We start from the raw sequence: 18,713 nt of genomic DNA on the forward strand, positions 1-18,713 counted from the left end.
TGGGACATTCCATGAAGAGACAGAGACCGTCTATACTATACACGCTTTTGGGAGGTCACTGAATACCAATTATTCGAAAAATTTATTTCTTTTTACAAAAAGAAAAAAAATTGCAACGAAATCCATATAATCGGTCGCGAATTGCGGCAAGCATAAATTTGATTATTTATATTTGCCCCAAAATGAAAGTTTGGTGGGATTTTTATAACCGGAGGTCTTCTGTGAAGATTTTTGCAAACGCTTTGGCTCTGTCCATTCTCCTAGCCCTGCTTGCAGCATGTGGCGATGAATCCTCTTCTTCTGTTTCGCCGGAACCTCGCCAGTGCGAGGAACAGAGCAATGACTGCGATAATGTAAGTTCTAGCAGTGAAAAAATTTCCAAAAATTCTTCAAGCTCGCAAAAGAGCGCTGATAAGGGCAAGTCTTCTTCCTCGGTAGAAAAGTCGAAGGAATCCAGTTCCTCGGTAAAGCCGTCTTCTTCTTCGGAAGCCAAGTCGAGCAGCAGCGAAGAAGTTAAGCAGTCTTCTTCGAGTGTTGTTGCTTCGAGCAGTAGCGTCACCTCTTCTGAAACTGTAGAATCGAGTAGCAGTTCTTACGATAGGACCGATGCGTTTAAGGGAACGCTTTGGCGTAAAGGTGAGTACAAAACATTTGTTGATACCCGCGACAACCGTGAATACTATTACATACAAATTACCGGCGAAGACACGGCAGGCAAGGCTGCTACCATCAAGGTGATGGCTGAAAACCTGAATGTCGGCGAATTCGTTTGGGGCTCTGAGGATCAAGAAGATGATTCTAAAATAGAACGCTACTGTTACAAAAACGATACTGCTAACTGCAACAAGTACGGTGGCCTATACCAGTGGGCAGAAATGATGCAATTGCCGAGCCGTTGCAACACCGAAAGCTGTGCCGATTTAATCAAGCCAAACCACCAGGGAATATGCCCCAGTGGCTGGCGCCTATTGACTTATAATGACTACTACATTGTGGTGCATGCTGATAACAATGAAGATGGGGTAAAGGGAACCCGTTCTGCGTACGGCTTTGGCGGTAGCAATGATAGTGGCTATAGCCTTATTGGTGCTGGGTATCGTTCTGAAGAGGGTGGGTTTGCAAGATTGGAGGATTATACAATTTGGTTTTATCTTGAGGAACAGAACTCACAAGAGCATCGCTCTTCTTGTAATGGAATGAATCCTAATAAGACGACCATTTCTTCTGGTTATCAGTCTAAGGTGACAGGAGCCTCCGTCCGTTGCGTAATGGTCGAGTAACCACTTTCACTTAACTGTAAAATTTTAATAAAAATCAAAAAAATAGGCCTTTCGTAAGAATGGCCATTGGGAGTTATTATGTCCAAGAAGAAAGCGGCGGCGAATGCCTGGCCGCTAAGCGGACAGTAAAGGCCGAAGGCCGTAATTTGTCCGCGTGCGGAGCAGGCTGAGACGGAGCGTTTTTTTTCGGACATGAAAAGCTGATGCCGATTTCCATCGGCATGACGCGGGCGGGGAAAGGAGATGCCGCATCAAGTGCGGCAAGACAACCGGAAACGAATGCCCTAAGGCGGAAGAAAAAGTGTCGTTGAGCGAACATTAGAGGCCGAAGGCCGAATCCATGTGAGTGAGACGAGCACATTTCTGGAGCCGTGGGCATTTTTGAAGCTGGGGGTTTTAGGGGGCAGAGCCCCTTAGGCGAGGGGGTGCTGGAAGACCCGGCACGGGGCTGCAAGCAGGGGGAGGCGTCCCCCTCCTAAAAATAATCGCAATTTTGCAATCAGTTGATTGCACGCACCAGCCATTTCTTGTTTTATCTTTTGCCAAGAATTAAGGAAATTGCGAAAAATGACAAGACCGCCCACTTTACAACATTTACACCACAGACACTTTACAAACGCAACCAATTGTTGTATATTTAGAGGTATGAGTACCGTGGTAACAAACATACGAATCGACAAAGAGCTCAAGGCTCAGGCAACCGAACTATTCAACGACTTGGGCTTGACGCTTTCCCAGGCGTTTACGGTTTTCCTGAAGCAAGCCATTCTGCACCACGGCCTGCCTTTTGCCGTTACAAGACCTCCGTCCAAAGAACTCCTCGAAGCCATCAAGGAAGGCGAAGAACTCGCCCACGATCCTAATGCAAAAACTTATGCTTCGTTCGACGAATTGCTTGAGGAACTGGACATAAAAAAATGAACTCCAAAGACGGATTCAAGTATAATTTACGGATTACAAACCGCTTCAAAAAGCACCTTAAACAAATTGCCAAAAGAAACATTGAACACGTCAGCAAGATTGAAGGCGTCGTTAACTCCCTGCAAAAAGGAGAAACTCTTGAAGCTCGATTTAAGGACCATGCTTTAGTCGGAAAATGGAACGGCCATAGGGAATGCCACATTCTTCCCGATCTTTTGTTAATCTACAAAATCGAAGAAAACATTCTTATTCTAGAACTTGTAGACACCGGCTCTCACGCCGATTTATTCGGGAAATAATTACCGCACGCACCGTACAGAGAATCCGAAGGTCTTGGGTTTGGACATGTAGCCAAAGGCCATGGATTTGCTGGTGAGATACCACACACGGGCGGAGCCCGGGGCAATGCCCTCGGAGGCGTCGTCGGAGCTCCAGAAGAAGGCGAATTTGGCGGTATTGCCGTAGGTTTCGTCGTCGAAACGGTTGCCAGCAGGCATCGCCGAGAATTTGAGAGTGTCGTTGCCGTTGGTGTCGCCCGACCAGCCGTAATCAGCCTTAATCAAGTAGCCCGCGTTAAAGTCGGCGCCTGCTGCAGTCCAGAGGCTTTCGAAGTCGGCGTGAGTCGGCAAGCGGAACCCGGCGGGGCATGCCTTTTTGGCCGCATCCCAAGTGTAGAGCCTGCCGTAAACCATGCATTGGTCGTCTTCATCTTTGTAGCAGAAACTGCCCTCGGTTTTGTAATTCAGGTTGTCGCCCAACCATTCGAGGCCGGCAATTTTCACCGTGCGATACGTCTGCTTGTCGCGCGGGTCCTTGAACTCGTTTTTCTTTTTGGATTTAGGAGCCGCCGAGGCATAGGCTACAAGCAAACTTACAAATAAGGCAAGCCAAAACTTCATGGCCCAAAAATAACTAATTTTCTATTTTCTGAAAAAAACGGAGTCTTATGTCTATATCTAAAACTATCGCCGCATTCCTTTGCGCAGCAGCCTTCTGCTTTGCCGCCAACGATTCGACCGCAAAAGCCCAAGCCCCCGCACAGGCTAGCACCCAGGCTCCCGCAATTTCGCAAGAAGAAATGTTGATTTTCAAGACTCTACTACAAACCCCGCTTTTCAAGGACAACTTTGTTCAATCATGCACCGTGCAATCCATGGAATGGCTGGGCGTGAACCAAGCCGACAAAACCTGCAAATGCGCCTACGACCGCCTTGTTAGAGACGGCAAGTTCATCAACCAGATTATGAGCTCGATCAACGGCGACAACATCGATTTTGAAAAATGGGGATTTGAATTTATCGAGCCCTGCATTCCCCAGAACTACCCCGCCGAAACGGACAACGCCTTCGTGAAAGAATGCCTGAAAGCCGGCGATGTAGACAAAGCGACCTGCGAATGCGTGCTGAAATCAATCAAGAAAGACTACACCGTGCGCGACCTGATGAAAACCGCCTTTGAAGACCAGAAAAAGCTGGAAGTCGACTTGATGCTCAAGGCCGCACAGTGCCTCTCGAAATAACTCAGGGAAAAACACCCTTATAAAAAAACTAACGGCATCCCCCCCAAGGGATGCCGTAGTTGGTGTTTGGGATGTTTGGTTTCGTATCCATAAGATAGATTCGTACAGGGGCAAAAGGTATAGTTGTAGGACATAAAGTGTTGTTGTACTTTACAACACCCCAACGTCTCAAAATGAGCCAAAATGGCGTAAATTTTTGAAAAAAAGGCTTTTTTTTATTAAACAGCCCAAAAGAAACCGTTGTAAAGCACCTGTTTTTAGGCTAAAAATCGTCAAAAAAAGCCATTTTTCCCTATTTCGGGGCTTTGGCACGGCCTTTGCATATATATGGCGGTAAAAAAGAGAGGAAAATATGTCCGATTTTAATAACGATGCAGAAAAGGTGTTGGCCAAGGCGCAGAGCCTGCGTGACCGTTGTTCGCATTCCTACCTGGGTGCGGCCCATTTGGCGGTCGGCCTTGTAGAAGGCCCAGATGCCACCCTGAAGAAACTTTATAAGTCCAAGGGCGCGAAGACCAACGAGCTCCGCGGCAAATTGGAACCGTTCGTGCAGAAGATTCCGCGCATGGAAGGCGTGAACCCCGACGTGGAACCTGATAACGACTTGAACCGTATTTTGCGTGCTTCCGTGCAGGCGGCGCGCCAGGTGAACCGCATGGTGACCCCGGGCGATATGCTCGTGGCCTTGATGAAGTTCTCGGGCGACCGTGGCCTTGCGAAGGTGTTCGAAGATGCGCTCGGTTCCGTGGAAGTCGTGGAAACCTGGCTTTCGGACCCGTTTGCGGGTGCCGCCAATGCCGAGGAACAGTCTCCGCTGAAACTCTATGGCCGTGAACTCGTGGAAATGGCTGCCGACGGAAAGCTTTCGCCGGTGATTGGCCGTGAAGAAGAAATCCGCCGCGTCATCTTGATCTTGAGCCGAAAGACGAAAAACAACCCGTGCCTGGTCGGTGAACCGGGCGTGGGTAAGACCGCCATTGTCGAAGGGCTCGCTGAGCGAATCTATCGCGGCGACGTGCCTGACGCTTTGAAGGGCAAGAAGTTGTTTGCGCTCGATTTGTCTGCCTTGATGGCGGGCGCAAAGTACCGCGGCGATTTCGAAGAACGTTTGAAAGCCGTGCTGGACGCACTGGAAGAAGACGGCAACACCTTGCTGTTCATCGATGAAATCCACACCATCGTGGGTGCAGGCAAGACCGAGGGCTCCATGGACTTGGGCAACATGCTCAAGCCGAAACTGGCCCGTGGTGAACTGCACTGCATCGGTGCGACGACCACGCAGGAATACCGCAAATACATCGAGAAGGATTCCGCATTGGAACGTCGTTTCCAGCCCGTGCAGGTTGACGAGCCGAGCGAAGAGGAATCCATTTCAATTTTGCGTGGCATTAAGGACGGCTTTGATGCGCACCATGGCGTGCGTCTGCACGACAACGCGCTTGTGGCGGCGGTGAAACTTTCGAACCGCTACATCAGTGACCGTTTCTTGCCGGACAAGGCCATTGACCTGATTGACGAGGCGGCAAGCCTTGTGAAGACGCAGATGGACACCGTGCCCGAAGCCTTGGACACCTTGCAGCGTAAGGAACTCCAGATGAAAATCGAGGAGCAGGCCTTGGCGAAGGAAACCGACGACACCAGCGTAAAGCGCCTGAAAGAGTTGCGTGAAGAACTCGCGACGACAGATGCTGCAGTCAAGCTCATGCAGGACCGTTGGCAAGAAAGGCGCGCGAAGAATGCCGAGTTGCAGGGCCTCAAGAAGTCCTTGCAGCAGGCGAAGGACGAGATGGAGCAGGCCGAAGCCCGCTATGACTTGAACCGCGCCGCCGAACTCAAGTACAACAAGATTGTGAACCTCGAAAAGGAAATCGCCGCGAAGACCGAAGAAATCAAGAAGTCCGCAAGCGACGGCGACCTGAGCGAAGAGGTGACCGAAGAGACGATTGCCCTCGTGGTGAGCCGTTGGACCGGAATTCCTGTCACGAAACTTTGTGAAGGCGAGAAGGCCAAGTTGTTGCACTTGGACGAACGCCTGCACGCCCGCGTGATAGGCCAGGACGAAGCCGTCGAGGCGGTTTCGGAAGCGATTCTGCGTAACCGTAGCGGACTTAGCCGCGAAAATGCGCCGATCGGTAGCTTCTTGTTCCTGGGCCCGACGGGTGTGGGCAAGACGGAACTTGCGAAGGCGCTTGCCGTGGAACTGTTCGACGACGAGAATGCGCTGGTGCGTATCGACATGAGCGAATACATGGAAAAGCACAGCGTTTCGCGACTCATTGGCGCGCCTCCGGGATACGTGGGCTACGAAGAAGGCGGCCAGCTGACCGAAGCCGTGCGTACGCATCCGTACTGCGTGATTCTGCTCGACGAAATCGAGAAGGCTCACCCCGACGTGTTCAACACGCTGTTGCAGGTGCTTGACGATGGTCGTCTGACCGATGGCAAGGGCCGTACCGTGAACTTCAAGAACACCTTGATCTTGATGACTTCGAACCTGGGCGCCGCTCATTTCCAGAACCGCGCAGGTGATGCAAAGCCTGTGACCTTGAAGGAAATCGAGCCGGAACTCCGTGGTTTCTTCAGGCCGGAATTCCTGAACCGCTTGGACGAAGTGCTGGTATTCCAGAGTTTAACGAAGCCGCAAATCAAGGACATCGTGAAGCTGAAATTCAAGGGCCTCGCCGAACGCGCTGCCCGTCAGGATTTGCAGCTCACGCTGACCGACAAGGCGCTCGAAGCGATTGCCGACGGTGCTTACCAGCCGGAATTCGGTGCACGTCCGATCCAGCGTTATCTGGAACGGAACGTGGAACGCCCGCTGAGCCATGCAATCCTCGCTGGCGAAGTGAGTGCCGCAAAGCCGGTCACCATCGACTACGATGGAACTACGTTCACCGTGAAGTAATATTCTCCTCCAATCATCCCTCCCTAACAAAAAATGACCTGCATCCTAAACGATGCGGGTCATTTTTTAATGTCTTTTGATTAGCGTTTTATTTGGCAGACATGATTTTCGCGACTTCGTCGTGAATCAAGCCGTTCGAGGCCATGCTCGTGTAGCCTTCGTAAATCGGGGCTACCGGCTTGCCGCTTGCATCGAAGAGTTCCGTGATGCCGTCGATAGTGCTGAACTTGCCGCCCGCCTCCTTGAACAGCAGCGGATACGGGGCAATGTCCCACAACGAAACCACCGGGTCAATCATCAGTTCGGCACGGCCGGCGGCAACTAGGTAGTAACCGTAGCAATCTCCCCAGCCGCGATGCAGTTTGGCTGCGCGACGTACGGCAGCATACTTTTCGCCGTAGCCCGCGGTTTCCATGGTATTCACAGTGCCCGAAAGCACGAGCGAATCAGAAAGTTTAGCAACCTTGGAGCAGCTAATTTCACGGCCGTCTAAGAATGCGCCGCCATCTTTGACCGCCCACACCGCCGTATTCATGGCAGGAATGCGAATAAGGCTAGCAATCGGCGTTCCCTTCTTGTACAAGGCAATGAGCGTACCGAACAGAGGAACGCCATGAATGAAGGCCTTGGTTCCGTCAATCGGGTCAATCACCCACTGGTATTCGGCATCGGGATTTTCAATTCCGAATTCTTCGCCAATCACGCCAAAGCCCGGAGTTTCCTTTTCCCAGAACTTGCGGGCAATTTCTTCGGTGCTTTTGTCAGCGACGGTCACAGGCGTGTTGTCCTTTTTCCATTCCACGCCAACGCTTGCCTGAAAATACTTCATGATATTTTCTTGGGCAAGGTCTGCGGCCTTAAGCGCAATTTTCAAAAGCTCTTGATTTTCAGCAGTCGCTGCCATAACACCTCCGGCGATTAATTCTCCGCCTTCCACTTTTTAACGAGGCTGACCAGGAGTTCGTTTTCTTCGCGCTTGCCGAGAGTCACGCGGATGTGTTCGGGCAGGCCAAAGCTTGTAAGTCCGCGAACGATCATGCCGTTCTGTTCGAGGAACAGCACGAGGTCCTTCGCCTTCGCACCGATGTGGACGCAAATGAAGTTACCCTGAGTCGGCAACACTTTGAAGCCGAGCGATTCAAACTCCGGAGTCAGATACTTGATGCCAGCAGCATTGAGTTCAAGCGTACGCTTGACGTGTTCCTTGTCGGAAAGGGCGGCAATTGCAGCCACTTGAGCGGCCTGGTTCACGTCGAACGGCGGCTTGATTTTCCACAAGGCGCGGATAACTTCAACGTTACCGAATGCGTAACCGATGCGCAGCCCTGCAAGGCCGTAAATCTTACTGAACGTGCGGTTGATAAACAAGTTCTTGTACTTGTCCAACATGTCAATCAGCACAGGATAATCGCTTGCCGTTGCAAATTCAGAATAAGCCTGATCGAGGAATACGAGCACGTTGCTCGGTACCTTATCCAGGAAGTCAATCAGTTCCTGCTTATTGTAGTAAACGCCAGTCGGATTGTTCGGGCTGCAGATAAAGACCACGCGAGTCTTGTCGTTAATAGCCTTCAAAAGTTCCGAAAGCGGAGTCTTCTGGTCACCCACACCGACACCGATAAAATCGGCGCCGTTGGAAAGTGTGGTAAACTTATAGACCGAGAACGTCGGCGTAATGCCGATACAGTTGTCACCCTGACGGATAAAAGCCTTACCCACCATGTCAATGATTTCGTCGGAACCGTTACCAATAACAATCTGGTCGGTGTTCACGCCGTAAAAATCAGCGATGGCATTGATCAGCTTAGGAGCATCACCACGCGGGTACAAATGTAAAATATCCGCAATTTCACGATAGGCTTCAATAGCCTTGGGGGAAGCCCCCAGTGGGTTTTCGTTCGAGGCCAGCTTCACAACCTTGGTCAAACCGTACTTGGCACGGATTTCTTCCATGGATTTGCCGGGAACGTAATCAGAAAGTTTCAAAAGCTCTGGACGCGGATCAATCATGATATCCTCTTTTTTTTGCACCTAAAATTTAGCTAAATTGAGTCCCATGAAAATTTCCCATTTCATTATTTTTGTGTTAATAGGCCTTTGCTTTCAAAACGCCTTCGCTTTGGACCGTATTTGGAACATGCGTTACACTCTCGGCCCCGATGCTAGACCCTCGCCCAAGTTTGGCGCCGGTCTTGGCTTGCGTTCGGATTTCGGAAGCAATGTGCTTTTCCCCGTGAACATTTTGGGTTCACTAAACAAGGAATGGGAATTGGGCGCCAAGGTGGACATGTACACCTACAACAAGATGGACAACATGGAAGCCTCCATTGACATCGGTGGACGATACCGTATGGGCGCCGGCCGATTTGTAGAATTGGACGGCTACTTTGGACTCAACCGCAACAACGGTAGCGCCATGGTGCTCACCTACGGCAAAGAAGTTTACATCGCAAGCAACTTTTCTAACTCCTACGAAGCACGCGCCGGTTTCTTTGACGGCGTTACCGGAGAAGACGGCTACGTCAAATTCGCCCTCGGAACCATTCCGACACTGCACTTTGGCAAAAGCTTCCTTTGCATGATCGAAATTACCTCAAGCGGAAGCGCCGGACATTTCCGCGACGACTTTATGGTCGACATCATCCCGAAGCTGGAACTCGCCCTTGGCAGCACACGCGTGCGCCTGGAATTCGATATCGGCGTTCTGCAGGATGATAACAACGACCAAAAGAGCATCGGTCTGTACGTGCAGACGGCCCTCTAGCTAACGCCACATCGTTTCGACAAACATGGTATCTTGCCGGAAGACGACATTGATCGTCCCGCGTTCAGCCGTATTCAGGTACGGAATCTTAAGAGAATCCAGTCTTTGAATCACCTGTTTGCTCGGATGGCGAAAGCGGTTCTTGCGGCCGCTCGAAATGAGGGCGAGTTTTGGTTTGACACGATTCAAGAATTTTCGGCTACTTGATGTCTTTGAACCATGATGGCCAAGTTTCAGCACATCACTTTCCAAATAAGCATCCGTTTTCATGATTTCTTTTTCGCCTTGCACCGTCAAATCACCGGTCAAAACTGCCGAATGTCCGAGGCCCTTTGCCCGAAACGAAATGCTTTGCGTGTTGGCATCTACGCAACGTTTGGAATCGGGATGAATTACCTTGATTTCAAAGAACTTTTCTTTGTACATTACCCCACGTGAAATATCGCGGATAGGAATGTCTCGCCGGTAAGCCTCCGCTATCACCTGTTGCCAGTTTTCTTTTTCATCGATTCTTGCGCAATCCGTTATCCAGAGTTCCTTGACCGGAAACATCTTGATGATTGACGCCGCTCCGCCAAAATGGTCCTGGTCCGCATGCGTAATGATCAAGGCGTCTAGCTTGGAAACCCCTATATGGTGCAGATAAGGCACGATGATGTCTTTTCCGGAATCTTGCCGCTTGATATCGCCGGCATCAACCAGGATATGGGAGCCCGAAGGAGTCGTAAGCAAAAGGCTATCGCCCTGTCCGATATCGATGGCCGTCAACTTCCAACTCGGTTTGACAATGGCGTAATAGCCTTTGTAGGCAAACGTCATCGCAAAAAGAATCATGCAACACAGCGAAAAGCGCCGGGCAATCCTGTTTTTACCGAAAACGGGCATCAACACAATCAATACTCCGCATAAAAGTAGAATTGACGGATCAAAGGGCCCCACTGTAATAGAGGCTTGCGAAGAATCCGACAGCAAGCGCGTCAAGAGCGAAGCTAGTCTCAAAAAGAAGCGAGCCGCATAACAGAAATATTCCCGCAAAATATCAAACGGAGAAAGCAGCGCAAACAGCCCCGCCTGCATGCCCATCGAAATCGCAGGCACCACCACAATATTGCCAAGCCACGCAAACGGCGAAAGCGTCTTGAAATGGTGAATCAAAAAAGGAGCCGTCGAAAGTGTGGCGCACAGGGTCACATAAGTCGGCTCCACCACAAGCGCCTGCAAGCGGGACCACCACTTATTCTTGCGAAGTTCATCGGGCAACTTTTTGAGCGGACTCCAAGAGCCACCCATCAAGATTCCCATGGTCGCCGCCACCGAAAGCTGAAAACCCGGATTCCAGATGACAGAGGGTTCGGGAATCATAATGAAAAGAAGGGCGACCCCCAGGCTATTCAGAGTATTCGCAGTCCTTTGGAACAATGCGCCGACCTGCGGCACGGCAAACATGAGCACCGCACGCCTTACGGCGGGCGACCCGCCGGTCACAGGAATATACAAGAACAGAAGTACAATCGCCAAAATGCGCACGCCTCGGTGCGGAAGCCCCGTCGCCTTCAAAAAAATCATGAGCATTCCGGCAAGCAATACCACATGAAACCCGCTTATCGCCAAAACATGAACTAGCCCAGAACGCTGAAAATCACTGCGCAAGGCATCGGGAATACCGCTCCGGTCACCCGCCAAGAGCCCCAACAAGAGTCCCGTTTCGGACTGGTCCAGATAATCGCTAAATCGCGACCCAATCCACTTGCGGAATTGATAAAAACTGCGCTCCGGCACCCAGTTTTTACGGTAAGTCGTCCAATGGACAAACTTGCCATACGCCAAGAGCCCTTGTGACTTAAGCCATCCCTGGGTATCAAATGCGCCCGGCACCGTAGGCGGCAAAACCGGATAGTACGAAGCCTCGTAACAAAGCGAATCTCCGGGCATAGGGTACTCGGGCAACGAGCGCTTTTCAGTCAGTCGAACACGATATGGCGAAAGCAGCTCCCCCGCAATCGTTTGAGTCGTGCGAATGACGATCGCCATGCCGCTCTTTTTGGATTGCGTCGTCTCGACAATCCCGCAAGCCTCTGTATAAGCGCCTGCCGCAGGCAAATCATTCTCATCTTGGCGCACCGAGTATTCATGGCAAACAAACGACACCACGACACTGATCAAGACAACCCATTGCAACGACTTTTTGAAGACATGCGTCACAAGGCCTAAAACAGGCCACAAGAAACAAGCGTACAGCGGTTCATCGAGGCCTGCAAAAACAACCGTCATGACAATGGCACACAACAAGGCCGGTTTTCCCATGAGCGGAGTCAACAGGTTATATAAATCAGTCTGAATTTTGTATTTTTTTCTAGATTTCATTGTTATAAAGCCCTTCAGAAGAGTCCCTCTTCTATACACGCTTTTTTGGAGGCACTGGAACGTTTTTTTATGAAAAATTTTTGTAAAAAATTTTGTGTGTTGTACTTTTTAGGCCTGGCGCTATTCTTGGCAGGCTGCGGTGATGATCCTGAAAAAGAATTTATCCTTTACCCGGACAGCGGACTTGCTTTTGGACTGTTCCCCAACGACTACGCCCAAAACGATTCCTCGGCTGCGAACCTGGCTCACGGCATTACGCTGATAGTCCACCCCAATGCCACTTACCAGCTGTCATTCGATGTTGACCCCGATTTTGAAGCCCCGAAGCTCCAGCTTTTTAGAATTTTCCTGAGCAAAAACGGCGAAGACTTGCACGCCCAAGTGGTCCGCACCCTGGATCCCGTTGTCAAGAACGGCCGTTACATATACTCCTTTATTTGCGAAGAACGCGAAAATGCCTTGTGGGCAACGAGCCTGATTCAAGACGAGTCCTACTACCAGGGCCGCGTTTCAAACATCCGGTTCACGGGCGAAGGCGCCTACTCCGACCATTTTTCAATCAACCTGATTCTGGTCGGCAATATCGAAGAAGAACTCGAGGACTTTAGCGTCAAGGAACTGGCTTCAAACTTGTTGGCGGAATACCGCAAGCACTACACCTCCGTAACGATTGACACGCTCTATATCAAGCGAGCCGCCGAACACCCGACTCTCGGGGAAAACTACCCGGCAAACGAGCCCTGGATTGCAGGCCGTTCTTCAGACGACATCATGGTTTCTGAACTGGGTGGCTGGCCCGGTGCTGAAAACGCGTTGGACATCACCCTAGTGCACTTTATTGACCAAGAAGGCATTCTGGGTTATTCAAACCTGTTTAGCGCAAACCTCGGCAAGGGAACCGGAAGTACCGTCGTTTTGGGAACGCACATCAAGACCCCGGCTGGCGAAGAAACGCTTGACATGCAGGGAATCATTGAAACGGCCCTCCACGAAACCGGCCATTTCTTTGGGCTCCGCCATACGACCGCGACTACTGCCGATATCGAAACCATCTTTGAAGGCTACGATTTCGGCGATTATTCGAACCTTGAAGACGGGCTCGAAGACACCCCCTCTTGCAATTCACTTGTGGCGGCAAGCTTTGCCAAAGTTCAAAGGACCGATTTCCGCGTCAACCGCTTGATGCCGCGCATCCGCGTTTTCGCGAACACCCCGTTCAAAGTCGAGAACTGCCCGGATGCAGGCAATTACATGTTCCCGCTCACGGTAGAAAACAAGACTCTCTCGTTTAGCAAACAGCAACTGGCCATTATCCGTCAGAACCTGATGATTTTCCCGCATTGATTTATGAAAGCTTCGCAATTTTCTGAACAAGCCCAATTGATTGCATTTGTCTTGCAGCCCAGTGCCGAATGGCTGCCCGAAGTGATCGATGCCCTCGAAAACACCTGGGGCAAGATTCGCCATAAGGGGAAATTATTTGCTTTCGACAAGACGCCCTATTACACGCCCGAAATGGGAGAAGGCTTGTATCGCGGCGTGGTTTCGTTCGAGAAGACGATTCCGCCCGAAACGATAGCCGCCGAAAAAGAACGAAGCAATGCGCTGGAACTTACGATGGCGCAGGCCACAAACCCTGAAGCGCGCCGCGTGAACATTGATATCGGTTACATGGACTTGGACAAGGTGGTTTTACCAAGTTATAAGCGCGGACCGTTCAAACTTTACGCCGGCAATGGCGTATGGCTCGACATGCTCCTGACTTACGCGAAGGGACAATTCCACCCCACCGCCTGGGCTTTCGAAGACTTTAAGCGCAACCCCTACCAGCATGACTTGCAACTCATTCGCGAACGTTACAAGAAGGCCGGCAGCGGTAAAAACGATTCGTCTAAAGATACGGCGGTAAGACTTTGAAAAATCTGGTCTCGATTGTCATTGGCGTCATCGTCTTGCTCGTCGGAGTTCGCTGGTTCATGCAGCAATCGGCGGCCAAAGAGGCTTTTGACAAGCACGAAGCGCTAATCGCCGAGACCAATGAATGCCTGGAAATGGCAGAATGGAACTGCGCCGAGAAAAACGTGCGCACGCTCCTCAAGGAAGCCCCCGACGACCAGAATTTACAGCTCCATTTGGCAGGAATCCTCTACGAACAGGAACGATACGAAGACTGCATTGCCTACGTTCAGTCGCGAAAATTCCGGCATGAAGACCTGGATTACCTGAAGCAGAAAAGCGAATCCCTGATTCGCGAAATGGACGAACTCAAGATTGAACGGTCCATGCATTTTCGCGTGGAATTTGAAGGTCGCCCTTCCCGCAGTGACGTAATGGAAGCGCTCTCGGTATTAGAGGTTGCCTACGATTCACTCTGCCACCTGTTTGACTTTCATCCCGAAAACAAGATGCACCTGGTGCTTTACGAATCTTCGCAATACCAAGGTGTAGGCCCTCGCCCCGAATGGGTCGGAGCCGTATTCGATGGCAAGCTCCGTATTCCCGTGAACGTGATGGCCTACCGCGAAATTTACCGTCCGATGTTCTTCCATGAACTCACCCACGCCTTTATCCGCGCCATGACCCGTTACCACATACCGCTTTGGGTAAACGAAGGCATCGCCCAGGTGATTGACGCCTCCCGTACGGGAATGGCCAAGCCCGAAGGCAGCGTTCCTAGCATTGAAGCGCTCAAGACGCCCTTCGTAAACGAAAACAACACCGGTACGGCCGTTAAACTCTACTGGTATTCGCAGGCCATGGTCGAACGGCTTTTGGCACGCAACGCAAACCTCGTGCATTTCAGGAAGTTCATTCAGGATATGCGCACCCTCGGCGACGACGAAGCCCTCAAAAAATACTACGGCGTCACCACGCAGCAACTGCTAGATGAAGTAAGGTAGCGGAGGATTCTATGGCGAAGAAAAAACACATCGTGATTCTTGCTACGGGCGGCACAATTGCTGGCGCCGGTGAACCCGGCAAAAATACAGGCTATGTGTCCGGGCAAATTTCGGCCGAAGACCTCGTCAAATCTGTGCCGGAGCTTTCGGAGTACGCCGAAATTACGGCCGAGCAGATTTGCAACGTGAATTCCGACGACATGACGGACAAGCTGTGGATCAAGCTTTCAAACCGCATTGCCGACTTGCAGGCCGATGAATCCGTAGATGGCATCGTCGTCACTCACGGCACCGACACCATGGACGAAACGGCCTACTTCGTAAGCCTTACGGTCAAGTGCGAAAAGGCAGTGATTTTCACGGGTTCCATGAAGCCTGCTACCGCCAAGAATCCCGATGGCCCCGCCAACCTGCTGGGCGCCGTACGTGCGGCAGCCGGCTTCGCTGTCGACGACGATCCTCCGGCGAACCTGGTCTGGGTCTACTTTGCAGGTGAACTTTTCGATGCACGCAATGTGCAAAAATGTAGCGCATCGGCAATTAATGCGATGGGCGTCAGCGCCCCCGGCGAAGGCTCCAACTGGAACGCCCTCAAGGAGCAGAATTTCTTTGACGTGTCCAAGCTCGAAAGCCTGCCGCGCGTGAACGTGGTCTACTTCACCGTAGACGCCAACCCGAAAATTCTGGAATACGCCGCCTGCGTCTCCGACGGTCTCGTGATTGCGGGCGCCGGCTCGGGTGAATTCAGCATGGCATGGGCCCGCGCCCTAGAAAGCATCGACATTCCGGTGGTCATTTCGAGCCGAATCCATCACGGGCTCGTAACTCTAAACGAATCGCTTGCGCCAGGCCGCATTTGTGCTGGCCGCCTGCCGCCTCAAAAGGCCGCCGTACTCCTCAAGCTCGTGCTTACGCAGACAAGCCGCACCGACGACATCAAGCGCGTCTTCGCGCTTTAACCAACCCGTTCCAGCGAACAGTAAGAACCGTAAACAAAAAACCTGCCCTTGTTCAGGACAGGTTCTTTGAAATTTTCTTTTTTGAAAATTACTTGGCTTCAGCAGCGGCAGCCGGAGCAGCGGCAGCATCAGCAGCGTCGTCAGCCTTCTTACCGCTCTTGGCAGTAATGGTGAAGATAACGGTGCGCGGCTTGCAAGCGAGTTCGATACCGTCTTCGAGCTTCAGGTCCTTGGCGTAGAACGTCGTCGGAGCCGGGAATTCGGAGATGTCCATTTCGAGCACGGCCGGAATCTTGGTCGGCACGGCAGCGAGCTGGATGTAGCGGTTCTGCTGAGCAAAGGTACCACCCTGGGTCTTAACACCAACCGGGAGGCCGTTGAGCTTGACGAGAACGCGAACCTTGACCTTGGTCGTATCGTCGATCTTGAGGAAGTCGATGTGTTCGATTTCCTGGGTAATCGGGTTCTTCTGGTAGTTGTAAATTACGGCAGCGTTGCCGGCCTTGCCATCAATTTCCAAGTCGAGAAGCGTGTAACGCTTACCCGGGGCGAGGACCTTGCGAACATCAATTGCGCTAACGCTGATATTCACAGACTCCTGACCCTTACCATAATAGACAGCCGGGATCTGGCCAGCCTTACGAAGGCGGGCGTTGTCGCGGCTCTTGCCTAGCACTCTCGAGGTTGCTGCGAGCTTTGTGAGTTCCATAATTTTACTCCAATTAGTAAATGGTTAAAAAATTCATTGGGGTAGCAGGATTCGAACCTACGAATAACGGAATCAAAATCCGTTGTCTTACCACTTGACGATACCCCAATGGTGGCGCAAATATAGCAAATTTACGCCAAATTCAAAGGGTGAGGGCTAAAAACCCTCAAAAAAGCGGGTTACCACTTGGTACCTGGAGATGGGTTTCAGCTCTTCGGCAGCCTCTTTCGCCTGCTTACGGGTCTCGAAAACGCCAAAAACAGACGCCCCCGACCCCGACATCAGGACGGCCTTCGCCCCGAGACGCTTAAACTCATTCTTCATCTCTTCGACAAGCGGGTGCTTGGGGAACACCGATTCCTCAAAAGCATTGAAGGTATTGGCAAGCGCAAAGTCAATCGACGCAGCCTTGCCCGTGCGCATGCACTTGGACTTGTAAGTCTCCCAGCGGTCCGGGCCGGACTTGGGCACGCCCGCGTAGGCATCCTTGGTCGGTACGGAATCAAGCGGAGTCGCGACCAACAGGTACTGTTCGTCACTCAACTGCAACGGCTTTACAAAAGTCAGCTTTTCGCCAATGCCTTCGGCCATGGCAGTACCGCCACGCACCAGAAACGGCACGTCAGCACCCAGTTTCGCACCGATTTCTTCAAGTTTTTCGAACTTAAATTTGAGCTTCCACAGCTGGTTCAGCAAGCGAAGCGTCGCTGCAGCATCTGCAGAACCTCCGCCAAGGCCTGCGCCCAAAGGCATCACTTTATTGAGGTAAATGTCTGCGCCGAGCGTCGTGCCCGATTCTTGTTGCAAGAGCTTTGCGGCCTTGTAAACCAAGTCCGATTCCAGCGGATAATTCTGCGGTTCGTTGTAGCAAAGCGTAATGCGACCATCCTGACGCGGCTCGGCACTTATGGTATCGCCTGCGTCAATGGTCTGGAACAGCGTGCCCAAGTCATGGTATCCGTCTTCACGCTTGCGGATGACATCTAAGAACAAATTAATCTTAGCAGGAGCGTATTCTTTCATGCCATTAAACTTAGCAAAAATATTCCAATTTGGAATACCTAGGACAAACTTTTCATTACCGTAAAAAAAAAACAATATATATTAAGGGATGATAGTTTCTAACTATTAAACAAGCCCAAAGCTTGTAAAACCAAAAGAAGAGAAAATTATGAAGAAAATCGTTTTCACCATTTTCTTATGCCTTGCTACATTGGCAGTGGAAGCCCAAGTCGACAAAATTCTGGGACCGTGGACCGCCATCGACCCCGATACCGACAAGCCTTACGCCACCGTACTCATCTATAAAAGCAGCAACGGGCTGTATTACGGCAAGCTCACCGAAATTCTGGATTCCGATGACCCCGCCGACCAAAAGCTCATCGGCACCATCATCATCAAGGACATGAAAGAAGATGACGGTATGCTAAAGGGCGGCTCCATTTACGACCCCGAAGAAAACAAGACCTACCACGGAAAGATTTCACTCACCAAGGACGGTCGCCTAGAAATGCGCGGTTCGCTTGACCGCTGGGGACTTTTGGGTGCCACGGAATATTGGAAACGCAGTAAAAAGTAAAAAAAGATGGAATAAGGAGAAAATATGAAGAATCTGTTTATTAAAGTGCTCGGCACTAGCTTATTGTATGCGGCAACCACCTTTGCCCAGTCGGCAAACGAAATCGCCAAGAAAGTTCACGACTTGCCTTCCGGAAAAACATCGTCTGGAACCATTTCGGTTACCCTGATTGACAAAAACGGAAAGACTCGCAATCGCGAAATCGCATCTTACACCATGAAGGACGGAACCACCGACAAGACGGTCCTTGTTTTCAAGACACCCAGGGACGTGGCAGGAATCAGCTACCTCACCTACGACTACCCCGACAAGGCCGATGGTTCCACCGTCGATAGCGACAGCTGGATTTACCTCCCTGCCATGAAAAAGGTGCGCCGCGTTTCGGGTTCCAGCAAGGACGACGATTTCCAGGGAACAGACTTTACTTACGACGACCTGGGCACGCGCAGTCTTTCCAAGGACAACTTCGCCATTCTCGGCGAAGAGAAGGTGAACGGAATTGACTGCTGGATTCTCGAAGCAAAGGCAAAGGATCCCAAAGCAAAAGTAAGCCGTCGCGTGTCCTGGGTGAACAAGAAGACTTACGTGGTCCACAAGGGCGAATACTTCGACAAACAGAATCGTCTGCAAAAGACACTCGTTGCCGACAATATTCAGCAAGTGAACGGCTACTGGACCTCTCTCAAGATGACCATGACCAACGTCCAAACAAACCACAAAACCGTCTACGAAATCAAGAACCTTAAGTACGACGAAAAAGTAAACGAAAGTTACTTTACAGTCAGTGCGTTGGAACGTGAACAGGTCAAGTAA

Annotated in this window: 18 protein-coding genes and 1 tRNA gene; 12 read left to right on the plus strand and 7 right to left on the minus strand. The window is 51.1% G+C overall.

The features are described from left to right. The first annotated feature begins 182 nt into the window (after nt 1-182). From B7989_RS09210 to B7989_RS09220, 3 genes are all read left to right on the plus strand, one after another. Nucleotides 183-1,280, plus strand: a complete 1,098-nt coding sequence (locus B7989_RS09210; protein WP_144265010.1) for an FISUMP domain-containing protein — start codon at nt 183-185, stop codon at nt 1,278-1,280. 645 nt (nt 1,281-1,925) lie between these two features. Beyond that, the gene (locus tag B7989_RS09215) at nt 1,926-2,201 is read left to right on the plus strand and encodes a type II toxin-antitoxin system RelB/DinJ family antitoxin (protein WP_072977381.1); all 276 of its coding nucleotides are present in this window, start codon (nt 1,926-1,928) and stop codon (nt 2,199-2,201) included. Next, nucleotides 2,198-2,500 carry a type II toxin-antitoxin system YafQ family toxin gene (locus tag B7989_RS09220; RefSeq protein ID WP_088628211.1) on the plus strand — a complete coding sequence of 101 codons (303 nt, stop codon included), beginning with the start codon at nt 2,198-2,200 and terminating at the stop codon, nt 2,498-2,500. The genes B7989_RS09215 and B7989_RS09220 overlap by 4 nt, the downstream gene beginning before the upstream one ends. On the opposite strand, the gene B7989_RS09225 is transcribed toward B7989_RS09220, so the two are convergent. Next, complete coding sequence (locus B7989_RS09225) at nt 2,501-3,100, minus strand: fibrobacter succinogenes major paralogous domain-containing protein (protein ID WP_088628212.1); 600 nt, start codon at nt 3,098-3,100, stop codon at nt 2,501-2,503. Nucleotides 3,101-3,147: 47 nt separating this feature from the next. On the opposite strand from B7989_RS09225, the gene B7989_RS09230 reads away from it, so the two are divergent. After that, nucleotides 3,148-3,720, plus strand: coding sequence for a hypothetical protein (locus B7989_RS09230; protein WP_088628213.1), 573 nt, complete (start codon nt 3,148-3,150; stop codon nt 3,718-3,720). A 352-nt stretch (nt 3,721-4,072) separates the two neighbouring features. Beyond that, nucleotides 4,073-6,625 carry an ATP-dependent Clp protease ATP-binding subunit gene (locus tag B7989_RS09235; RefSeq protein WP_088628214.1) on the plus strand — a complete coding sequence of 851 codons (2,553 nt, stop codon included), beginning with the start codon at nt 4,073-4,075 and terminating at the stop codon, nt 6,623-6,625. Nucleotides 6,626-6,713: 88 nt separating this feature from the next. Here the strand turns inward: B7989_RS09235 and hisN are convergent, their stop codons facing one another. Together hisN and hisC are read right to left on the minus strand one after the other, a co-directional pair. Next, on the minus strand, nt 6,714-7,529 hold the full coding sequence (hisN, locus tag B7989_RS09240; protein ID WP_088628215.1) for a histidinol-phosphatase: 816 nt from the start codon (nt 7,527-7,529) through the stop codon (nt 6,714-6,716). Nucleotides 7,530-7,543: 14 nt separating this feature from the next. Continuing rightward, nucleotides 7,544-8,635 carry a histidinol-phosphate transaminase gene (gene hisC / locus B7989_RS09245; protein WP_088628216.1) on the minus strand — a complete coding sequence of 364 codons (1,092 nt, stop codon included), beginning with the start codon at nt 8,633-8,635 and terminating at the stop codon, nt 7,544-7,546. A 46-nt stretch (nt 8,636-8,681) separates the two neighbouring features. Here hisC and B7989_RS09250 point away from each other — a divergent pair, with 46 nt between their 5' ends. After that, nucleotides 8,682-9,389 (plus strand): hypothetical protein, encoded by a 708-nt coding sequence (locus B7989_RS09250; protein WP_088628217.1) that lies wholly within the window; start codon nt 8,682-8,684, stop codon nt 9,387-9,389. Here B7989_RS09250 and B7989_RS09255 read toward each other — a convergent pair whose 3' ends face one another. After that, nucleotides 9,390-11,753, minus strand: coding sequence for a DNA internalization-related competence protein ComEC/Rec2 (locus B7989_RS09255; RefSeq protein ID WP_088628218.1), 2,364 nt, complete (start codon nt 11,751-11,753; stop codon nt 9,390-9,392). Between the two features lie 96 nt (nt 11,754-11,849). On the opposite strand from B7989_RS09255, the gene B7989_RS09260 reads away from it, so the two are divergent. From B7989_RS09260 to B7989_RS09275, 4 genes are read left to right on the plus strand one after another with little or no spacing between them, the layout of a single operon-like run. Beyond that, nucleotides 11,850-13,097, plus strand: coding sequence for a hypothetical protein (locus B7989_RS09260; protein ID WP_144265011.1), 1,248 nt, complete (start codon nt 11,850-11,852; stop codon nt 13,095-13,097). A gap of 3 nt (nt 13,098-13,100) precedes the next feature. Beyond that, a complete protein-coding gene (locus tag B7989_RS09265; protein WP_088628220.1) occupies nt 13,101-13,670 on the plus strand; it encodes a DUF4416 family protein in 570 nt (189 codons plus the stop codon). Beyond that, entirely contained in the window at nt 13,667-14,653 is a 987-nt protein-coding gene (locus B7989_RS09270; protein ID WP_088628221.1) for a hypothetical protein, read from the plus strand. The genes B7989_RS09265 and B7989_RS09270 overlap by 4 nt, the downstream gene beginning before the upstream one ends. An 11-nt stretch (nt 14,654-14,664) precedes the next feature. Next, complete coding sequence (locus B7989_RS09275) at nt 14,665-15,612, plus strand: asparaginase (protein ID WP_088628222.1); 948 nt, start codon at nt 14,665-14,667, stop codon at nt 15,610-15,612. Nucleotides 15,613-15,700: 88 nt separating this feature from the next. Here the strand turns inward: B7989_RS09275 and B7989_RS09280 are convergent, their stop codons facing one another. From B7989_RS09280 to ispE, 3 genes are all read right to left on the minus strand, one after another. Next, nucleotides 15,701-16,321 (minus strand): 50S ribosomal protein L25, encoded by a 621-nt coding sequence (locus tag B7989_RS09280; RefSeq protein WP_088628223.1) that lies wholly within the window; start codon nt 16,319-16,321, stop codon nt 15,701-15,703. Nucleotides 16,322-16,357: 36 nt separating this feature from the next. After that, nucleotides 16,358-16,429: transfer RNA gene (locus B7989_RS09285), tRNA-Gln, on the minus strand. 48 nt (nt 16,430-16,477) lie between these two features. Beyond that, the gene (gene ispE, locus B7989_RS09290; protein WP_088628266.1) at nt 16,478-17,344 is read right to left on the minus strand and encodes a 4-(cytidine 5'-diphospho)-2-C-methyl-D-erythritol kinase; all 867 of its coding nucleotides are present in this window, start codon (nt 17,342-17,344) and stop codon (nt 16,478-16,480) included. A 148-nt stretch (nt 17,345-17,492) separates the two neighbouring features. Here ispE and B7989_RS09295 point away from each other — a divergent pair, with 148 nt between their 5' ends. Continuing rightward, nucleotides 17,493-17,900, plus strand: coding sequence for a DUF2147 domain-containing protein (locus tag B7989_RS09295; RefSeq protein WP_088628224.1), 408 nt, complete (start codon nt 17,493-17,495; stop codon nt 17,898-17,900). A 24-nt stretch (nt 17,901-17,924) separates the two neighbouring features. Next, a complete protein-coding gene (locus B7989_RS09300; protein ID WP_073317962.1) occupies nt 17,925-18,713 on the plus strand; it encodes an outer membrane lipoprotein-sorting protein in 789 nt (262 codons plus the stop codon).

Source organism: Fibrobacter sp. UWB5 (assembly GCF_002210295.1).
Taxonomy (GTDB): Bacteria; Fibrobacterota; Fibrobacteria; order Fibrobacterales; family Fibrobacteraceae; genus Fibrobacter.